Below are 16081 nucleotides of genomic sequence, written 5' to 3'. Positions count from 1 at the left end.
ATCGACCGGAAAACCCCGGTTCGAAGAATCCCCAGAACGCCACGCACAACAAATTCCGCGCTGCGGGAGATGCGGAGATATCTCTTCCCGATCTTCCGATCCTCAGGGCCTGATCTGTGTGCACTTTTCGTCGAGGGGAACGATAGAAGAGGAATCTGCTATGTCCTTGAGCAACGATAAGGGCTGGTTCAAGAGCGGCTTCAGCGGAAGCAACGGCGGCGCCTGTGTCCAGGTCCGATTCACGAATGGCCAAGCACAGGTACGCGATAGCAAGGACCAGGCAGGCCCAGTTCTGGTATTCACCCGAGGCGAATGGGAGGCATTCGAGCTGGGCATGTTCAACGGCGAATTCTCCTTCCCGCCGGCGGAGAGTCTCAAACAGTGAAAAACCGGTGATATCCACACTTCTGATGCCGAGTCGGGATCGATGCCGACCGTGTCCGTGAAGAACGATGCTCTGTGCCGCGAGGAAAAGTTTCGCAGGCACGGAGCGTCTCACGGCGTGCAGGTACCGCACGTTGCGTCCGAATCGGGGTCGCTGCAGTGAGGCAGGCTCCCTGTGGTCTTCTATGTGCTCGTGCTGGGGGGACGCGCTGTCAATTCGTGTCGAAGCTGTACCGTGCGCGGATCGTTGAAGGCATGGAGAAGGTCCAATGCCTCTGCACAAGCATCGTGACTGTCGCCATCGGCACCGCGGCGCGCGAGCACATCGGCGAGGTGCGCCAACGACACCGCACGGTTCCAATCATCGTGCAGGTCTTGGTGTATGGCCGCAGCCTGGCGATAGAATTTCTCCGCTTCGGACGCGCGGGCCAGTGCCTGGTACGCCTGACCGATGATGACGAAGGCCAGCGCTTCGCGACTGCGGGAGCCGACGCGGCGATGAATCGCGAGAGCGTGGGCAAGAGATTCTAGTGCCTGACCAGGCTCGTTCGTAGCCAACAGAATACGAGCGCGTTCGTATTCGAAAGCGCCCTCCAGAAGCAGATCTGCCCCTTGGTTCATCGCGAGTGCTCCGGCGATCGCCTCGTGCGCTTCGGCGAAGTGTCCACGTTCACGATGAATCATCGCCTGGTAATTCAGAAAATCTGCGTGGGTATCTGTTGAGAATTCCTGCGGCATCGTATCGAACGCGTTATTGATGGCGGCGTCCGCTTCCTCGAGGTTTCCGGCCTCGAAATACGCCAGCGCAAGGTTGCCCAGCGCGATGGTTGCCCAGCGCGGGTTCTGCGCGTGGTCCGCGATCGCGTGTACTTGATCGAAGAGCGAGCATGCCTCACCGAATTGGCGGGCACGCATCAGGGCCAGCGCCAGCGCATTGCGGCGGAACATGTCGATCGACAGGTCGTCTATGTCGATCAGCACTGCTCGACGGTGCCGATCCACGGCTTCGTCCAGCCGCTGAGCCAGTCTGTAACTGATGCCGAGCCCGACCAGTGCTGTGATCTGTCCGGCCGGATCACCCGCGCGTTCGGCGGCGCTGAGGGCCTGCTCACCGAGTGAGATGCAGGCATCCACCGGATGGCGCATGCTGTATGGGAAGCGCAGCAACGCCAACGTTTGCCAGGCGATCCCGTCCAGGCCCGCGTCCGCAGCAGCGTGAGCGCATGCGATCAGTGTATCGACCTCGACTTCGATCCACGCTGCGGCCGTTTGAGAGTCCGGGAAGTCGGGCACCGGCATCGGTGGGTACCCGGCAGGCACCAACTCCAGGAAGCTTCCCAGGTCCGCGACGCCAGTCGCGGTGAACAGGGAGTGCAGATACCAGGTACAGACTCGTTCCAACGCTGTGTGCCGATCGGAGGGGTCGTCGTATTCGGCAGCCTGGTCGGCTGCGTAGGCACGCAACAGATCATGGAACTGGTAACGGTCGTGGCCGCTTTGCTCCAGCAGATATGTTCCCACCAGTACATCGAGCAGGCGGCGCGTCTCCGACTCGGGCAGAGCGGCCAGCGCTGCTGCGGCGGCGGTGCTGAATTCCGGCCCGGGATGCACTCCGAGAAGCCTGAACAACCGTGCCGGTGCGGTGGGTAACGCCCGATATGACCACGCGAACACAGTACGCACACCGTCAGCTTCCTCTTCGTCCTCGGATGAGAGCGCATCCCATAGCAAGGATTCGTCACGAAGGTCTCGGATCAGGGAGGTCAAGGGTACGTGCGGTCGAGCGGCGGCGCGTTCGGCGGCGATTCGTAGAGCCAGTGGCAGCCGTCCGCACAATCGGGCCAGCTCTGCTACCTGGTTGTCCTGGTCGGCGTCCCGGTAGCCGGCTGTGGTCGTCTGCAGCAACCGCACCGCCTCGAACTCGGACAACAACGGCACCGTGACACGCTGTGCACCGTCGCGGGCGATCAGGCCTGAAAACCGGTTACGGGAGGTGACCAGTACCAGGCAGTTCTCGGCCCCGGGCAGCAGCGGACGTACCTGCCCGACCGTGGCCGCGTTGTCGAGTACCACCAGCATCTGTCGACCGGCCAGCAGGGACCGATACATGTCGGCACGGGCTTCCAATTCGGTCGGCACCGCACCCGGCACCACGCCGAGTGCGGCCAGAAACCGCTCCAGGGCAGTCATCGGGGTCACCGGATCGCCGGGATCGTATCCGCGGAGGTTGATGTACAGCTGCCCGCCGGGAAACCGGTGACGATTCTGATGCGACCAGTGCAGTATCAGAGCGGTTTTCCCCACCCCGGCGGTGCCGGCGACCACCGCAACCGATACTCCGCTGTCGGCTGCCAGCACGGCGTCCAGATGTGCGAGTTCGCCCACGCGGTTGACGAATCCACGCACGTTGCCTGGCAGTTGCTGCGGTATGGGCACCTGTTGTTCGAAGGGCGGGTGGAAGTGGATGCCGCCACTGATATCCCGAGCTTGCACCACTTCCGCAGCAGTACCCGACAGATGCGACGACATCGATCCGAACGTGTATGGATCACCCCCACCTACGGATCCACCGTTCATCCGCGCCTCCGCCCCTGCCGCTGCGACAACTCCCCCACTGTACTCGACGGACAACATTCCAACGGCTGCCGAAAGTCACCACGAAACCTACACCATCACAACATGTTCCGGATTCGACTACATCCACCGCGCCCTCTCGCGGTCGCTACCGAAGGCATACCCGGCGAAGCCACACGCCGCCCGTGCCTGGAGTCGGCCGCGCAGAAGTCGATCGTGCGGTCGATCGACGGGCGGCCGCCTCGGAAAGATCGCGGACCTGCACGACGTACGGGACAGTCGAATCGGTCACCGGACGCTCCGTGTCGCGTCCGATGCCCTTCGCCGACCTGAAGGCGTTCAGCGACTTGCGGGTTGGTGGCAGCGAGCACCGTACAGTCACGGCATCCAGTCCTCGATCTCAACGACAGAATCAGTCCTCGGCCCCACTACACCGCCTACAGCAGGTGTGCCGTGGAGACGACGCCCTCGACTCCCCCGCTCGACCTCGGGAAATTTTGAGCGTCAGAACCTTCGGAAAGATCGTTTCATCGACCGAACCTCGATTCCCGCCGTGTCACCGCACCGGGCACCGTGCCGAGTGTCGACGAGCCGGAAGGTCGTGCAAACCCGCCCGACCGCCTGTTCGAACACAACCGATTCGGTAGGGGTACGGAGTTCATGCCACTGCCGGTGGAGTATGCGAGTGCTGCTGCAGGCTGGGCAGGGGCGGACACGGTCGTGCGGGACGCAGGTGAGCGGGTCGGGAACGCAACGGTGAGACCGTGACCGGCACAACCTCCGGGGCGCGGTGAAACAGTCCTGGTCGCCACCGCACCTGGCCGGGCTGAATATCCAAGGCCATCTCCGGCCACGCGTCGAACAGTGGCGTGAGCCCGGCCTCAGCGATTCGCTCCGCGAGGAACCGGGCCGCAAACGGGCATTTGTGCGGGCCCGAGCCCCAAGCCAGATGCCGACTCGAAAGTGTGTGGCTCCTGCTGTCGTATCCCGTGGCGGGATCGGTGTTGGCGGCAGCCATGCTTACTGCGACCGGGCGATGCGCGGGCAACAACACACCGTCGATTTCGACCTCCGACGACGGGTAGGTGAGACAGTGAATCGCCAGCGGGGGATCGGCGATCAAGATCTTCTGGATCGCGTACGGAATCGTCGTGGCAGGCTTGGCGTATTCGGAATCCGACGACGGTGCGAGCATCTGCAGGGCGGTCAGAGCCATAAGATTCGACATCGACTCGCCGCCTGCTCCGTACAGCGTCACGAGTTGTTGGACGACTTCCTCAACGCTGAGTCGAGCAGGATGGGACAGCAGTGCCGAGGTGACATCGTCGGCCGGGTGGGCGGACTTTAGGGCAACCAGTTCGCCGAGCGCAGCGGCCAGCGACGTATTCACCTTCGCCGCAGCAACCGGGTCGGTTGATTCGAACATATCGGAGGTGGCCCGCGCTATGCGCTCTCCGAGGTCGGCGGTACAGCCGAGCAGTGTATCCAGCATGGTCGACGCGAGCGGCCGCGCGTAGTCTGCGACCACGTCGGCCCGACCGCTGCGCCCGAGATCTCTGATCAGTGGTCCGGCAGCGGCGTGCACCTTCTCCTCGATGCGATAGCGGTCCACGGTCTCGAGGGCTGCGATATTGGCACTGCGGTAACGGGCATGCTCGCTGCCGGCCGAGCGCAGCGCATTGGGCCGCCATTGCATCATCGGCGCGATCGGGCATCCCGCAGGCATGGGGTAGAGCCGCTCCCATTCGCGAGGATCGGCGGGAAACTGCGCCAAAACCGTCTTGGCGCTGCGGTATCCGATCACCAGCGTCGCTTCGACCCCTGGCGCGAGGAGGACCGGCACCAGAGGCCCGTAGTCGTGGCGCATCCTCTGGTAGGCGCGGTGTGGATCGGCGGCGAAGACATCGTCGTACAGGGCCAGTCGCGGTCCGATCTGGTCGACAGGGATCGGCCGGGCGCAACCGCGGCGCGCACCGGTGTCAGCCACGATGGATCCCTCGGGATAGGACCAACACGGAGGCGACGATCAGCCCTCTCTGCCGCCGGGAGCAACCGCTACCGATCGGCCGCTTCGATCGGCGCCCACGGCGTGGTCCGGGCACCGTGTCGACTGCCCGAGGAGCGATTGCTGCCGTCGCGATGCGCCTCACCGCCCACCAGGTGGACGGAACTGCTCGTGGAGCAGCACGCTCTGCTCGTGCAATCCGGCCCGTGCCCGCCTGTTGACGTTCGCGTATCCGCGCACATCCCATCAACGCAGCGAGTGAAGCGACCCAGCTTTCAGCAGCGCCGTCCGAGGCCCTCCAGCCCGCAGGTTCTCGCGGCGCCTCGATGATCGGCAAACCCACGATCACGTGGTTCATGACGACACCCCCTGCACGCTGAGGCCACTCGACCAACTATGACTACAGTCACATCTAGGCTATGCTCCCAGCTGCTAGCTCGTCAATATGCTTCAGCAACAGCAATGACAGCTGTCATAGCTACTCGCATGCTGAGGGTGGCGACACTTCGATCGGTGAAGGAGATCGACGACGATGGCACCGGATTCCCCCGCCGTGGCACGGTGGGAGCTGTCATATCGGACCCGACGGCGCCGCGACGAGATGGGTATCACCGGCCCCCAGATCGCGAAGGCATTGAAGTTCTCCGCAACGTACTGGCCGAAAGTCGAACGCGATCAGAGAATCTTGTCCGAAGACAAACTGATACAGCTGCTCGAGTTGCTGGATTTCACGGCGGAGGAACAAGCCGAATTGGTCGGGCTACGTCAACTGGCTCGCCAGAGCGGGTGGTGGTCGCAGTACGAGGGGCTGTTCGATGAGCAGCAGTTGCGGTTCTACGGCCTGGAATACGGAGCCGAGGAAATTGCCACGGTCGAAGCTCTGCTGATCCCGGGTCTGCTGCAAACCGCGGAGTATGCTCGCGCGCTCTACACCGCCGACACAGCGTTCATCAGGCAGATCGAGGTTCAACAACGTGTAGACGCCCGAATGAAACGCCAAAAGCGACTCGATGACGAAGACCCGGTCAAACTCAGCGTCGTGGTCAGCGAAGCTGCTCTCCGACAGGAAACGGGCAGCCACGATATTCTTCAAAATCAACTACGTCATCTGGTCGCGATGATCGAGCAGCACGAGACAACCCTCAAATTTCGTGTGCTCCCGTTTACCAGCCACACCGGCGCAATTCGAGCGTTCTCCTCCTTTCATATACTTCATTTCGCTCGCCCACCACTACCCACACTTGCATGGACCGAGACTCCGGTCCATGGCGAACTGGTCGAAGACCAAGAGCAGACGCGAAGCATGTCAACCACCTTCGGCCACCTCCAAACGGAGTCGCTAGCCCCGGATAAATCACTCAACTTCCTTGAGACACTCATTGATTAGGAGAAATCAGCAGGTGAGCAGCATCCTCGAAAGAATGGGCGCCACCACACCACATTGGTTCAAATCAACATTCTCCACCGGTACGAGCAGTTGCGTAGAGATCGCAGTCACCCCAGAGGCAAGACTAATTCGAGATAGCAAGTATCTGCGAGATCCCAACAACAGCCCAGCACAGCAACCGACAATCCGAGTAGCCATCGGGCAGTGGGCACAATTCCTGTCGGCTGTCGAAAAACACGACACCGCAGGCACTGCCGGCCTTCCCCGCATCAGGTACCAGCCTGACGGGGGTGCCTCGCTCTCCGACGGCGAAACCACTCTGCAATACACAACCGGCGAATGGGAAGCATTCCACGCCGGAGTCGTAGCAGGTGAGTTCGAACCGACTACGACCAAAGTGCCGACGGCAATCTCGCCGTTGGCGAGATGACCAGTGGTGGTGAGACCCGAACTGGCGCGTTCGGCGACGTCGGCGACGGTGCCCTCACCTCGGTCGGACGCCGGACCTCCGACGAGGCCTGGGAGCTGCCAGAGGTTGAAGGAATGCGGGGCACCACCGGGGTGGTGACCGCCGAAGGCTGTGAGCGTGGCGGTGAGGACGGCTCGTCGGCGTTGCCAGCCCTGATCGCAGGGTTGAGTGCACGTACCGTGAGCATGATTCCCGTGCCCGCGCACACACAAGGAACACCGCCTCACCATCGGCCAAGCCTCAGTCGACAACCACCACCGTCAGTCGGCACCGACGCAGTAAGAGTTCCTAACAGGTTCGTTTCGGTGGCGATGACTGTCGTTGCGGTGCACTATGTTTCGTTGTGGCGGCACCGTGGATAGTGGATGACCGGTTGTGGGCAGTGATCGAACCGCTACTGCCGGTCCGGGTGCCGGGGACACCGGGTCCGGCGCGGATGGACGACCGGCTGGTGTTGCAGGGGATCTTTTTCGTGCTCTTCACCGGGATCGGATGGGAAGACCTACCTCAGGAGTTGGGGTTCGGGTCGGGTATGACGTGTCGGCGACGGTTACGAGACTGGCAGTCGGGCGGGGTGTTCGAGGCCATGCACGAGACGATGCTCGCCCACTGCCACGCTGCCGGGTTGATCGATTTCGACCGGGTCGTCCCCGACGGCTCGCACGTGCGGGCGAAAAAAGGGGGGCGCCGACACAGGCCCGAGTCCGGTCGACCGCCGCAAAACCGGCTCGAAGCACCACATCCTGACCTGCGGCAACGGATCACCACTCGCGGTCACGTTATCGGCGGCCAACTCAGGCGACCACTTGGTGCTGCCCGAACTGCTCGACAAGGTCAGACCCCTGCGCGGGCGACCCGGTCGGCCGCGTCGCCGGATCACCACGTTGATCGCGGACAAGGACTACGACTACCCGCGCGTCTACGACGAACTGCGCAAACGAGGGATCACCGGCTACATCCCGCGCCGCGGCACCCGCGACAAAGTCTCGGGGCGATGGATCATCGAACAATCCCTTGCACTGCTCCACCAATACCGCCGCCTCGCCATCCGATGGGAACGCCGCACCGACATCCACCACGGATTCCTCGACCTGGCAGCCGGACTCATCTGCTGGCGACGGTTGAGCAACCGAACCTGATAGGTGCTCTAACAGATCAGTTCAGAATGAGTTTGCGGAGGCAGATGACCGCGCAGGCGAGGCTGAGTAGTGCTTGGTGGATGTCGGCGCGGCGTTCGTAGCGGATGCGCAGACGCTTGAACGCGTGTAGCCAGGCGAAGCTGCGTTCGACCGGCCAGCGTACGACGCCGAGTCCGGATCCGTGGCCGGTGCCGCGGCGGGCGATGACCGGGGTGATACCGCGATCACGCAGTTGTCGGCGGTATTTGTCGTAGTCGTAGCCGCGGTCGGCGTAGAGGTAGCGGGGTCGCCGCCAAGGCCGCCCTCGGCGTCCGCCGAGTGTGGGTAGCGCGTCCAGCAGCGGGATCAGTTGTGTGACGTCGTGACGGTTTCCGCCGGTCAGGGTGACCGCGAGGGGTGTTCCGGTGGCGTCGGTGATCAGGTGGTGCTTGGAGCCGGGTTTCGCGCGGTCGACCGGGCTGGGGCCGACATGGTCCCCCCTTTCAGAGCCCGTGGATGCGAGGCATCGACCAACGCGATGGACAGGTCCAGCTTCCCCGCCGAGCGCAGTTCGACCAGTACCTGTTCGTGTAGCTGCTGCCACACCCCGGCTTCCTGCCATTCGGCCAATCGCCGCCAGCACGTCGCACCCGAGGCTCCGAACAACGCGGTCGGCAACTGGTTCCAACCGATACCGGTTCGGGCCACGAACAAGATCCCCTCCAACGCCGCACGATCACTGCTCCGACGCCGGCCAGGATGACGGAAACGCCGCTGCGGCAACGGAATCAACGGCTCCAACCGCACCCACAAGGCATCGGTCACCACCTCATCAACCACCCCAGAAGTGTCGAATATGTTGCACCACAGATCAAACCGACACACCGACTCATTCTGAACTGATCTGTAAGCACCCCACACCCGACCGCTCACATTTTCGCAAGTGGCTTCGCGGACGGGGGCAACGCGAAACACCGCAAACCCCGCCACCAGAGCTTCGTCACCAGCCCGGGGGACTGCTGCACGGATTGGTGACATCTGATCTGTGGTGCCGTGAGGCACTGCTGGAAGGATGTATGCCGTGCCCAAGCCCTACCCAAAAGAGTTCCGTGATGACGTCGTCCGGGTGGCTCGCAATCGGGAGCCAGGCCAGCAACTGAAGCGGATCGCGGCCGATTTCGGGATCAGCGAGTCGTGTTTGGCGAACTGGATCAAGCGAGCCGATGCTGAAGACGGTATCGATCCCGGCGTAGTGAACGAGCATGCTGCCGATAACGCTGAACTGCGCAAACGCATCCGGTTGCTCGAGCAGGAGAACGAAGTGCTGCGGCGAGCAGCGGCCTATTTGTCGCAGGCGAATCTGCCGGGAAAATGATCTACCCGCTCGTCCGTGAGCTGGCCGCTGATGGGATTCCCGTCGCGGTGACGTGCCGGGTCTTGAAGATTGCGCGCCAACCGTACTATCGGTGGCTCGCCGACCCGGTCACCCCTGCTGAACTGGCTCAGGCCTACCGAAGCAACGCGTTGTTCGACGCTCACCGCGACGACCCCGAGTTCGGGTACCGGTTCCTTGCCGACGAGGCCGCCGATGCCGGCCAGCCGATGGCATCACGGACCGCGTGGCGGATCTGCTCGACCAACAAATGGTGGAGCAGTTTCGGTAAGAGACGCGGAACGAAGATCAGGCGGTCGGGGCCGCCTGTTCATAATGACCTCGTCGCACGAAAGTTCACCGCGGTTGCGCCGAACTTGTTGTGGCTCAGTGATATTACCGAACATCACACCGGTGAAGGGACGCTCTACCTGTGTGCGATCAAGGACGTGTTCTCGAACCGGATCGTGGGCTATTCGATCGATTCGAGAATGAAGGCCCGCCTCGCTGTCGATGCCCTGGGCTCGGCGGTGGCCAGGCGTGGCGCGGTCGGTGACCAGGTCGCCGGCTGTGTTGTTCACAGCGATCGTGGGTCGCAATTTCGATCGCGGAAGTTCTTGCGGGCCTTGGGAAATCATGCAATGGTCGGATCGATGGGCCGTGTCGGCGCGTGTGGCGACAACGCGGCGATGGAGTCGTTTTTCGCGTTGCTGCAGAAGAACGTCCTCGACCGCAGGTCGTGGGCTACCCGCGAGGAGTTGCGGATCGCGATCGTCACCTGGATCGAGCGGACCTACCACCGCCGCCGACGCCAAGCCAGGCTCGGCAAATTGACCCCAGTCGAATACGAGACCATCATGACCACACCAGCCCTTCGGGCTGCCTAACCGCTGTCACCCGATCGTGCAGCAGTCCCCGGCGCCCGAGTCCACTCAAGGCCAACTGGCCGCGTCGTCTGTATTGGAGTAGTCCACTACTCGATCGGAACTCGGTTGCCCCTGAGACACTTTGGAGGTGGAGCAGCTCACTGTTTTCCACCCACCGCAATGGTCGGGTGTCGTACTACGACTGAGTCCCGGGCGCCAACTGCTCGGACGCGGTTCCCGCAACGCCCTCCGTTTCGACGACCAGCACCTCAGCATCACCCATGCCGTGATCAGCAACGTGGGTGGTCGAGTCACCGTCGAGGACCTCGGGTCCTCGACCGGAACGCGGATCGGCGGCGAAACATTCTCGGGCGCAAAGCTTCTACACCACGGCGACGTCGTCACCTTCGGCCGAATCCAAGCACGTTTCCAACAGTCACACGATCCCCGCACCGAGATGCTGGCACGCGAGGACATCCACCGGGCCGCACCGAGCCACGCCCGCTACGACATCGAAGATCAGACCGCACACCAGGTCAACAACGTCGCACGCGACCAGAACAACAACTACAGCCTGCAACGCGAAAGTTTTCTGCGCGAAGCCGCGGCATCACGCACGAAAGCACGGTACGTGTTCTGGACCGGACTCGTCCTGGCCATCAGCGGCTCGCTCGGCTACGCCTACCTCCTGGTGAAGGGCATCGAGGAGACGCAGACCGAAACGCAGGAACTCATGGACGAGCTGGACAGCTCGTGGCAGAGCGGCGAACCGCCCGCCCACTTCCCGGGCTTCGGTACCGATTTCACGGTGCTCGGCACCGACACAGGCCTCGGAATTTCCGCCGAGTCGATCTTCTTCCTGGTCGCGATGGTCGGCGACCTCATGACGGGCGTCGGGCTGATCCTCTGGATCGTCGCCGCAGCCCGGGCGCGCAGCGTCTACACCGACCCGCGACACGTGTGGAACCAGCCGTTCGACAGATAAGGGAAATCGTGGTCTTCAACATCGGTTCACAACAAGGCAACATCAATAACGTCGCCCGCGACCAAACGATAAATCACGGTCAGCACGGCAACTTCGTAGCGTCGCAGACGGTCGATTTCGCTGTCGAACTGTCGGAGACGTTACGGCGCATGGGAATGGACCGAGCAGCCGGGGAGGCGGACGAGGTCCGGCAGGAGTTGGCACAGCCGCAACCCAACCGCGAGATGATCTCCGCACGACTCACACGGATCGCCGCGGCAGTCACCGCAATCGCAGGCGCCGAATCCGCAGCACGCGCCCCGCTCCTGGGCCTCGGGCAATGGTTGGGCGACCTCGGAACACCGATACTGAGGGCGCTCGGCATGTGACGCGGTCGAGAACCGATCTGATCGATGCCATCACACACCAACAGCGCGCGCAGTCGGGAAGTGGTCACCGCCCGTGGTCGATGGTGGGTGGCGGCCGAACCGATACGGCAACGATGACCCCGCGAGACGACGTCCTTGCGACGATGGCATGCCGTTCGCGACCTGCTCGATCAGGGAGTCGGGCTGATGGACTGCGCCCACCGACCCGCACAGCGTGCCGCCGTGTGAGCGCTGCGGCCCCACACGGACCCACCTACCTGATCGGCTTCGGTGGCGCCGTGCTCGACGGGGCGACCGTGACCACCGCTGCAGGGCGCCCGGAGGGCGCCACCTGGGCGAGTAACTCACCGTGGCGATCCACAATCATCCGTACATCACGGGGGATCGCTTCGCTCCGATCTCCCTCGGCCACCAATCTCGCCAGCCACCGGCGCACGCCTTGAAACGGAAATTTGGTACAGGTCTCCAATATCTCTGCCTGGGCTGCGGCTGTCGTGGTCTCATAGTTCCGAATCAGTGCGCACAGCGCCACCCAAGCCATGCGTCTGCCTTGTGTGCACACATCTCGATTCAAGCCGAATACCTCGATCGATGTCTCGCCTATCTCATCGAGTCCGATATAGAGACCGGTTGTCGTCGACAGGGCGAGGTGGATAAACGGGTCCATGACCGTCGGGTCGATAAGTAAGCTCATTCCTCCTCGGACCGGAAAAAGGTCTCGCTTGTGGTTGCTGTTACACCGCGAACACGCGAAAATATAGTTTTCCCACCGGAATGCCCACTCGGGAAAGTTCGCTTTTGGTCGGAAGTGGTCGATATCGGTTCCGACACTGTCTTCGCAGTACATACAGCGTTCGAGACCTGGGCACATCTGTTGGAGAGTGAGTAGGACCTCGTCTCGTGCTTTACCCTTGAATGTCCGCCAGCTCGCCACAGATTTCTTGGACGGATCGGCATTTCCGTCCACCGCAGCCTGCCTACCTCGAAGAGTTCGCAACGTCCGCTGCGAGAGATTGCTGCGCTCTATCGGAATCACTCGTCGCGCTGCCGCTCGTGCTTCATCAGGCTTTGTAGCGCCACCTCGAGCTGGCTGTGAGGTACGGCAGCGCGCAACTTTCGAAGTATCGAGGTCTCGGCTGACGTCAGATCACGCTTCAATGCCGTAGCTTCGATCGTCGCCAGCCGCAGCCGCGCAGCTCTGGCCGATTCGGACAACACAGAATCAAGCCCGAAGAGGTCGGTGAGGACCGCCTCATCTATGGTGCCGTTGACTACGCGATTATATTCCTCACCCTCCAGAATTGCTGTGCTCACGCCCCTCTGCCATGCAGGCGCGAGTCGCACCAGCCCACCCTCATCGGCTGCCTGGCAAATGAATGGACTGTGGGTTGTGACGATGAACTGCATGTTCGGAAAGTGGTCTTTCAACCAAAACCCGATTCGTTGCTGCCATTCGATATGAAGGTGAACATCGATTTCATCGATCAACACGACACCCTCATGCAGAACACGAACATGACCATCGGAATCTTCATCGATGTCAGGAGAAGTGAACGCGGCAACCAGCTGCTTGATGAGATCGAGCACCAGCCCAGCAACAGTGCGATATCCGTCGCTCAGCGAGGCCAGCGCAAGAGACCGGCCCTCCGGCGTGGCGACCCACAAACCATCGGAGTCGACTTTCTCGACACGCATGCCCTCGGGGAGCAAGCCATCGTCCAACAGCCTGAGAACCAGCTGTTCGATCGCCGCTGCCTCCGGGCGGCCCTCCAGGCGGCGCAGATAGATCTGCTGTAACCACACGACAGCTTCCGACAGTGACGCATCTTCTCGAAACAAGCTGGCCAGTGCGGCAGGACGACCGGGCGACATCATCAAGCGTTGAGCTTCGGTCGGAGCAGGCGACAGTCGCCGGAACGGACCGTACCCCGCAGTGAACCACCCCCGCGGGTTCTCGGCCCAAGGCCCCCGGGCGGGCGTCCATTTGCCTCCGACCAGCGCTCTGCCGATCGTTGGTTCAGGACCATCACCACGTGTCCACTCCATCGCTGCCCAAGGCTCGAAAGCAGGCTTTCGTCCGGCTGTGGAACCGAAGACATCCTCGTCGCCGAATCGAAGTCGCACGGCGACACGCGCTTGTGATTCACCGTCGCGGATCCACCCTCTGAAGGTTTCCGCCAGCAGCCGAGCCACAGAGGGGCCACCGATCGCAAGAGCGACAGCCTGCAAGAACGTCGATTTCCCTGCACCGTTACGGCCGGCGATGACGATCCAGCGCGGAAGTGGAGCGTCTTTGCGTGCGAAAACGAGGGACGCCGCACCATCAGCACCAGGAAAGCCGCGTACCCCTTCCAATTTGATCTCCGCGATCTGCACGGTCAGAGCGTACTAGAGAAGAGGTCGGTGCAGCCGCGACCACTATCAGCGCATTGTTGGGTGTGAGGTAGTCCGTTGCGGATCAGTAGACGTCGGTGCCAGGTGGGACAGGATTCGGAGCAGGTGGCGAGAAGGTATCGGAGTCGGCGCCGGGCGGTGCAGGAGGTCATGCCTGTACAAAGGGGCCTTTGAGGCTTGGACGATCGAAGCGAGGTGATGTGGCGGCGCTTGTCGAGCAAGGACCGACCTTCGAAGTGATCGAGGCTGGGGCCGTCTTTGACTGCGCGGTCGTCATGTTCGATGTGACAGCGAAGCTTGTTCGGCTGCAGCAGCTTTCGCAGAGGAATATACGGTGGCAGCGCCGTCGACCAGTAGTATGTGGGTTCGGCCGCACCGCTTGGCCATTCGGCCGACTACCAGGATTCGGGCAGGCTGCCCGCCCGACAGCGAGCGATGTTTTCGGTTGGCCGGTCGCAGCCGTAGCAGCAACGGTAACCGCACAAATGCGGCCGGATCACCCGCCCTCGGCGTGAGCCGCCAGATGACCACCCGGCGCGACGAGCGCCCGACGGTGGTGATCGCTGTCTTCGCGGTGACGGGTTTGTCGCGGTAGCCAGAGTCTGAGCAAATACGGCGTTGAGAAACCCACGTGTGGGGTGGTGCGGCGGGAACTCGATCGGTTCCGTCAACAGCCATTTCCGGAGGAAGTCGGCTGGCGATGTCTTAGCGTTGCCTCGCGCCAAGCGCGAAATCGTCGGTGACCGTGGTGGGAGCGAACATCTCCCGGTCGAGCGGGGTCCGCTGCGGTCACGCTTCCGTCGCGCTCGTCCGTTCCGGTGTCAGGAAGTGCTCACCGGTGGGCGCGCTGTCGCGTCCCACGCCTGCTCGAGGAACTTCATCGCATGCCGGTTGGAGGAACGGCCATAGACATCGGTGACCACCGAGGGGCCGGACCACCCGAACTTCTGCGCCACCAACTCAGCGGGCAAATCCGAGGCCGCATACCCCGAGGTGCCCTCCACCTCGGCGGTGTCGTTGTCGTTGTCGAGAAGGACTAAACAGGTTGTCGTACAGATGAATTCGGCTTGTATGGAACCGTGCGGACGATGCCGGTGTGGCCGGTCAGGGGGTCACCGACCCGCTGATGAGTACTCCACGAGTCCAGTCCGAACCCCGGCGGGCGTCGATGCAACCGCTACCAGCCATCACCACGCCGGAACCAGACCTGCCACACCGCCAACGGTATCTCCCCCTCAGAAGCAGTTCGGTACCGAATCCTTCGGCTGCTCGCCAATACCGAAGCCACCACCGGCCCGTGAGCAGTCGATCCTCCTAAGATCGGTCGCGATCGATGTCTGGTGCAGGGCGTTTGCTGCACATCAGTCGGTGGACACCAGGCTTGTCCGAGCGGGCTGCCCCGCGTGCGCCCGTCCAGCGCGGAACGTCGTCTAGCCCGGAGCGTGACGCAGCCCCTCGATGAACACCACGGCCATCCGGCGGTTGAAATCGAAGTCGATATCAGCCGCTGACACAGGCTGGCACAACAGGCCTACGGCGTAGAGCAGTTCGCGTGCGTCGATCTCGGCGTCGATCTCACCGGCCGCGCGAGCGTCGGCGACCAGGTCGGAGACCGCCGGTTCGAGCCGCTCAGCGACGTAGTCTCGCAGTCCTGTGTGTGCCGGATCGCCCGAATGCAGGGCTGCGGCCAGTCCACGCTTGGTTCCGACGAGATCGACGTAGTCTCGCGCCCACCGGCGTAAGGCCTCGTAGGGAGCGTATTCGGTACGTAGTTCGGCGGCGGTCTGTGTACCACTACACCGCCGCGATCACAGCGATGACCGTTCCGAAGCCGACAAGGGCGCACACTGGGTGTGCTGGATAGTTAGTGCTCGATCGCCCTCATCGAGCACTAGGCCCGAGGTTCTCGAATGCGCCCACCAAAGCACACTGAGCGCCCCTTATCACCTGCCACTGGAGCCGTAGAAATGTCGGCGCCCAGAGGCACACGGGCCCGGCAGCGTTAGTCCGATTTCGCTGTGCCCGACGCGGGTGTCAACGGAACGCCAATCCTGGACACTTCTCGGCACCGGAATTCTGACCCCCTTTTGGTCGGTCGGGTTGATGGTTTCAGTCTTCAGTTGTGCCGGCGGTGGGGACGCGGCCGAGGTCGCGGTCCT

Annotated in this window: 12 protein-coding genes and 3 pseudogenes; 8 read left to right on the top strand and 7 right to left on the bottom strand. The window is 62.7% G+C overall.

The window, feature by feature from the left end:
* The first annotated feature begins 160 nt into the window (after nt 1–160).
* Nucleotides 161–385, top strand: a complete 225-nt coding sequence (locus tag JZ792_RS30485) for a DUF397 domain-containing protein (RefSeq protein ID WP_216915950.1) — start codon at nt 161–163, stop codon at nt 383–385.
* A gap of 182 nt (nt 386–567) precedes the next feature.
* On the opposite strand, the gene JZ792_RS30480 is transcribed toward JZ792_RS30485, so the two are convergent.
* Complete coding sequence (locus JZ792_RS30480; protein ID WP_216915948.1) at nt 568–2913, bottom strand: ATP-binding protein; 2346 nt, start codon at nt 2911–2913, stop codon at nt 568–570.
* 703 nt (nt 2914–3616) lie between these two features.
* The gene (locus tag JZ792_RS30475; protein ID WP_216915946.1) at nt 3617–4825 is read right to left on the bottom strand and encodes a cytochrome P450 family protein; all 1209 of its coding nucleotides are present in this window, start codon (nt 4823–4825) and stop codon (nt 3617–3619) included.
* A 670-nt stretch (nt 4826–5495) separates the two neighbouring features.
* Between JZ792_RS30475 and JZ792_RS30470 the strand changes: the two genes are divergently transcribed.
* The 4 genes and pseudogenes from JZ792_RS30470 (at nt 5496) to JZ792_RS43565 (ending at nt 7958) form a co-directional block, all read left to right on the top strand.
* Nucleotides 5496–6350: a helix-turn-helix domain-containing protein gene (locus tag JZ792_RS30470; protein WP_216915944.1), complete on the top strand. Its 855-nt coding sequence runs from the start codon at nt 5496–5498 to the stop codon at nt 6348–6350.
* 13 nt (nt 6351–6363) lie between these two features.
* Entirely contained in the window at nt 6364–6780 is a 417-nt protein-coding gene (locus JZ792_RS30465) for a DUF397 domain-containing protein (RefSeq protein WP_216915942.1), read from the top strand.
* 382 nt (nt 6781–7162) lie between these two features.
* Nucleotides 7163–7399: pseudogene (locus tag JZ792_RS43570) on the top strand (transposase); the annotation flags it as partial.
* 52 nt (nt 7400–7451) lie between these two features.
* The gene (locus JZ792_RS43565; protein ID WP_438804411.1) at nt 7452–7958 is read left to right on the top strand and encodes a transposase; all 507 of its coding nucleotides are present in this window, start codon (nt 7452–7454) and stop codon (nt 7956–7958) included.
* Between the two features lie 16 nt (nt 7959–7974).
* Here JZ792_RS43565 and JZ792_RS30455 read toward each other — a convergent pair.
* Nucleotides 7975–8777, bottom strand: a protein-coding gene (locus JZ792_RS30455) for an IS5 family transposase (protein ID WP_216915938.1) whose coding sequence is annotated in 2 segments (ribosomal slippage) — nt 7975–8441 and nt 8441–8777 — 804 coding nt in all. Because the reading frame shifts where the segments join, the coding sequence is not laid out codon by codon here.
* Nucleotides 8778–9018: 241 nt separating this feature from the next.
* Here JZ792_RS30455 and JZ792_RS30450 point away from each other — a divergent pair.
* The 3 genes from JZ792_RS30450 to JZ792_RS30440 all read left to right on the top strand — a co-directional run bounded on the left by JZ792_RS30450 (nt 9019) and on the right by JZ792_RS30440 (nt 11528).
* Nucleotides 9019–10196 (top strand): IS3 family transposase gene (locus tag JZ792_RS30450; protein ID WP_216915936.1). Its coding sequence is split into 2 segments (ribosomal slippage): nt 9019–9303 and nt 9306–10196, totalling 1176 coding nucleotides; the frame shifts between segments, so codons are not numbered across the junction.
* A 127-nt stretch (nt 10197–10323) separates the two neighbouring features.
* A complete protein-coding gene (locus JZ792_RS30445; RefSeq protein WP_216915934.1) occupies nt 10324–11160 on the top strand; it encodes an FHA domain-containing protein in 837 nt (278 codons plus the stop codon).
* A gap of 8 nt (nt 11161–11168) precedes the next feature.
* The gene (locus JZ792_RS30440) at nt 11169–11528 is read left to right on the top strand and encodes a hypothetical protein (RefSeq protein ID WP_216915932.1); all 360 of its coding nucleotides are present in this window, start codon (nt 11169–11171) and stop codon (nt 11526–11528) included.
* Nucleotides 11529–11781: 253 nt separating this feature from the next.
* Here the strand turns inward: JZ792_RS30440 and JZ792_RS30435 are convergent, their stop codons facing one another.
* From JZ792_RS30435 to JZ792_RS43280, 4 genes and pseudogenes are all read right to left on the bottom strand, one after another.
* Nucleotides 11782–12222, bottom strand: coding sequence for a hypothetical protein (locus JZ792_RS30435; protein WP_216915931.1), 441 nt, complete (start codon nt 12220–12222; stop codon nt 11782–11784).
* Nucleotides 12223–12261: 39 nt separating this feature from the next.
* Nucleotides 12262–12375 (bottom strand): annotated as a pseudogene (locus JZ792_RS43285) (HNH endonuclease); the annotation flags it as partial.
* Between the two features lie 185 nt (nt 12376–12560).
* Nucleotides 12561–13904, bottom strand: coding sequence for an AAA family ATPase (locus JZ792_RS30430; protein ID WP_216915929.1), 1344 nt, complete (start codon nt 13902–13904; stop codon nt 12561–12563).
* A 1448-nt stretch (nt 13905–15352) separates the two neighbouring features.
* Nucleotides 15353–15664: pseudogene (locus JZ792_RS43280) on the bottom strand (SbtR family transcriptional regulator); the annotation flags it as partial.
* Nucleotides 15665–16081: the final 417 nt, after the last annotated feature.

The sequence above is a fragment of the Nocardia noduli genome, from assembly GCF_019038455.1.
GTDB classification, from domain to species: domain Bacteria; phylum Actinomycetota; class Actinomycetes; order Mycobacteriales; family Mycobacteriaceae; genus Nocardia; species Nocardia noduli.
The sequence above is the reverse complement of the archived record's forward strand: the minus strand, read 5'-3'. Positions and strand labels throughout refer to the sequence as shown.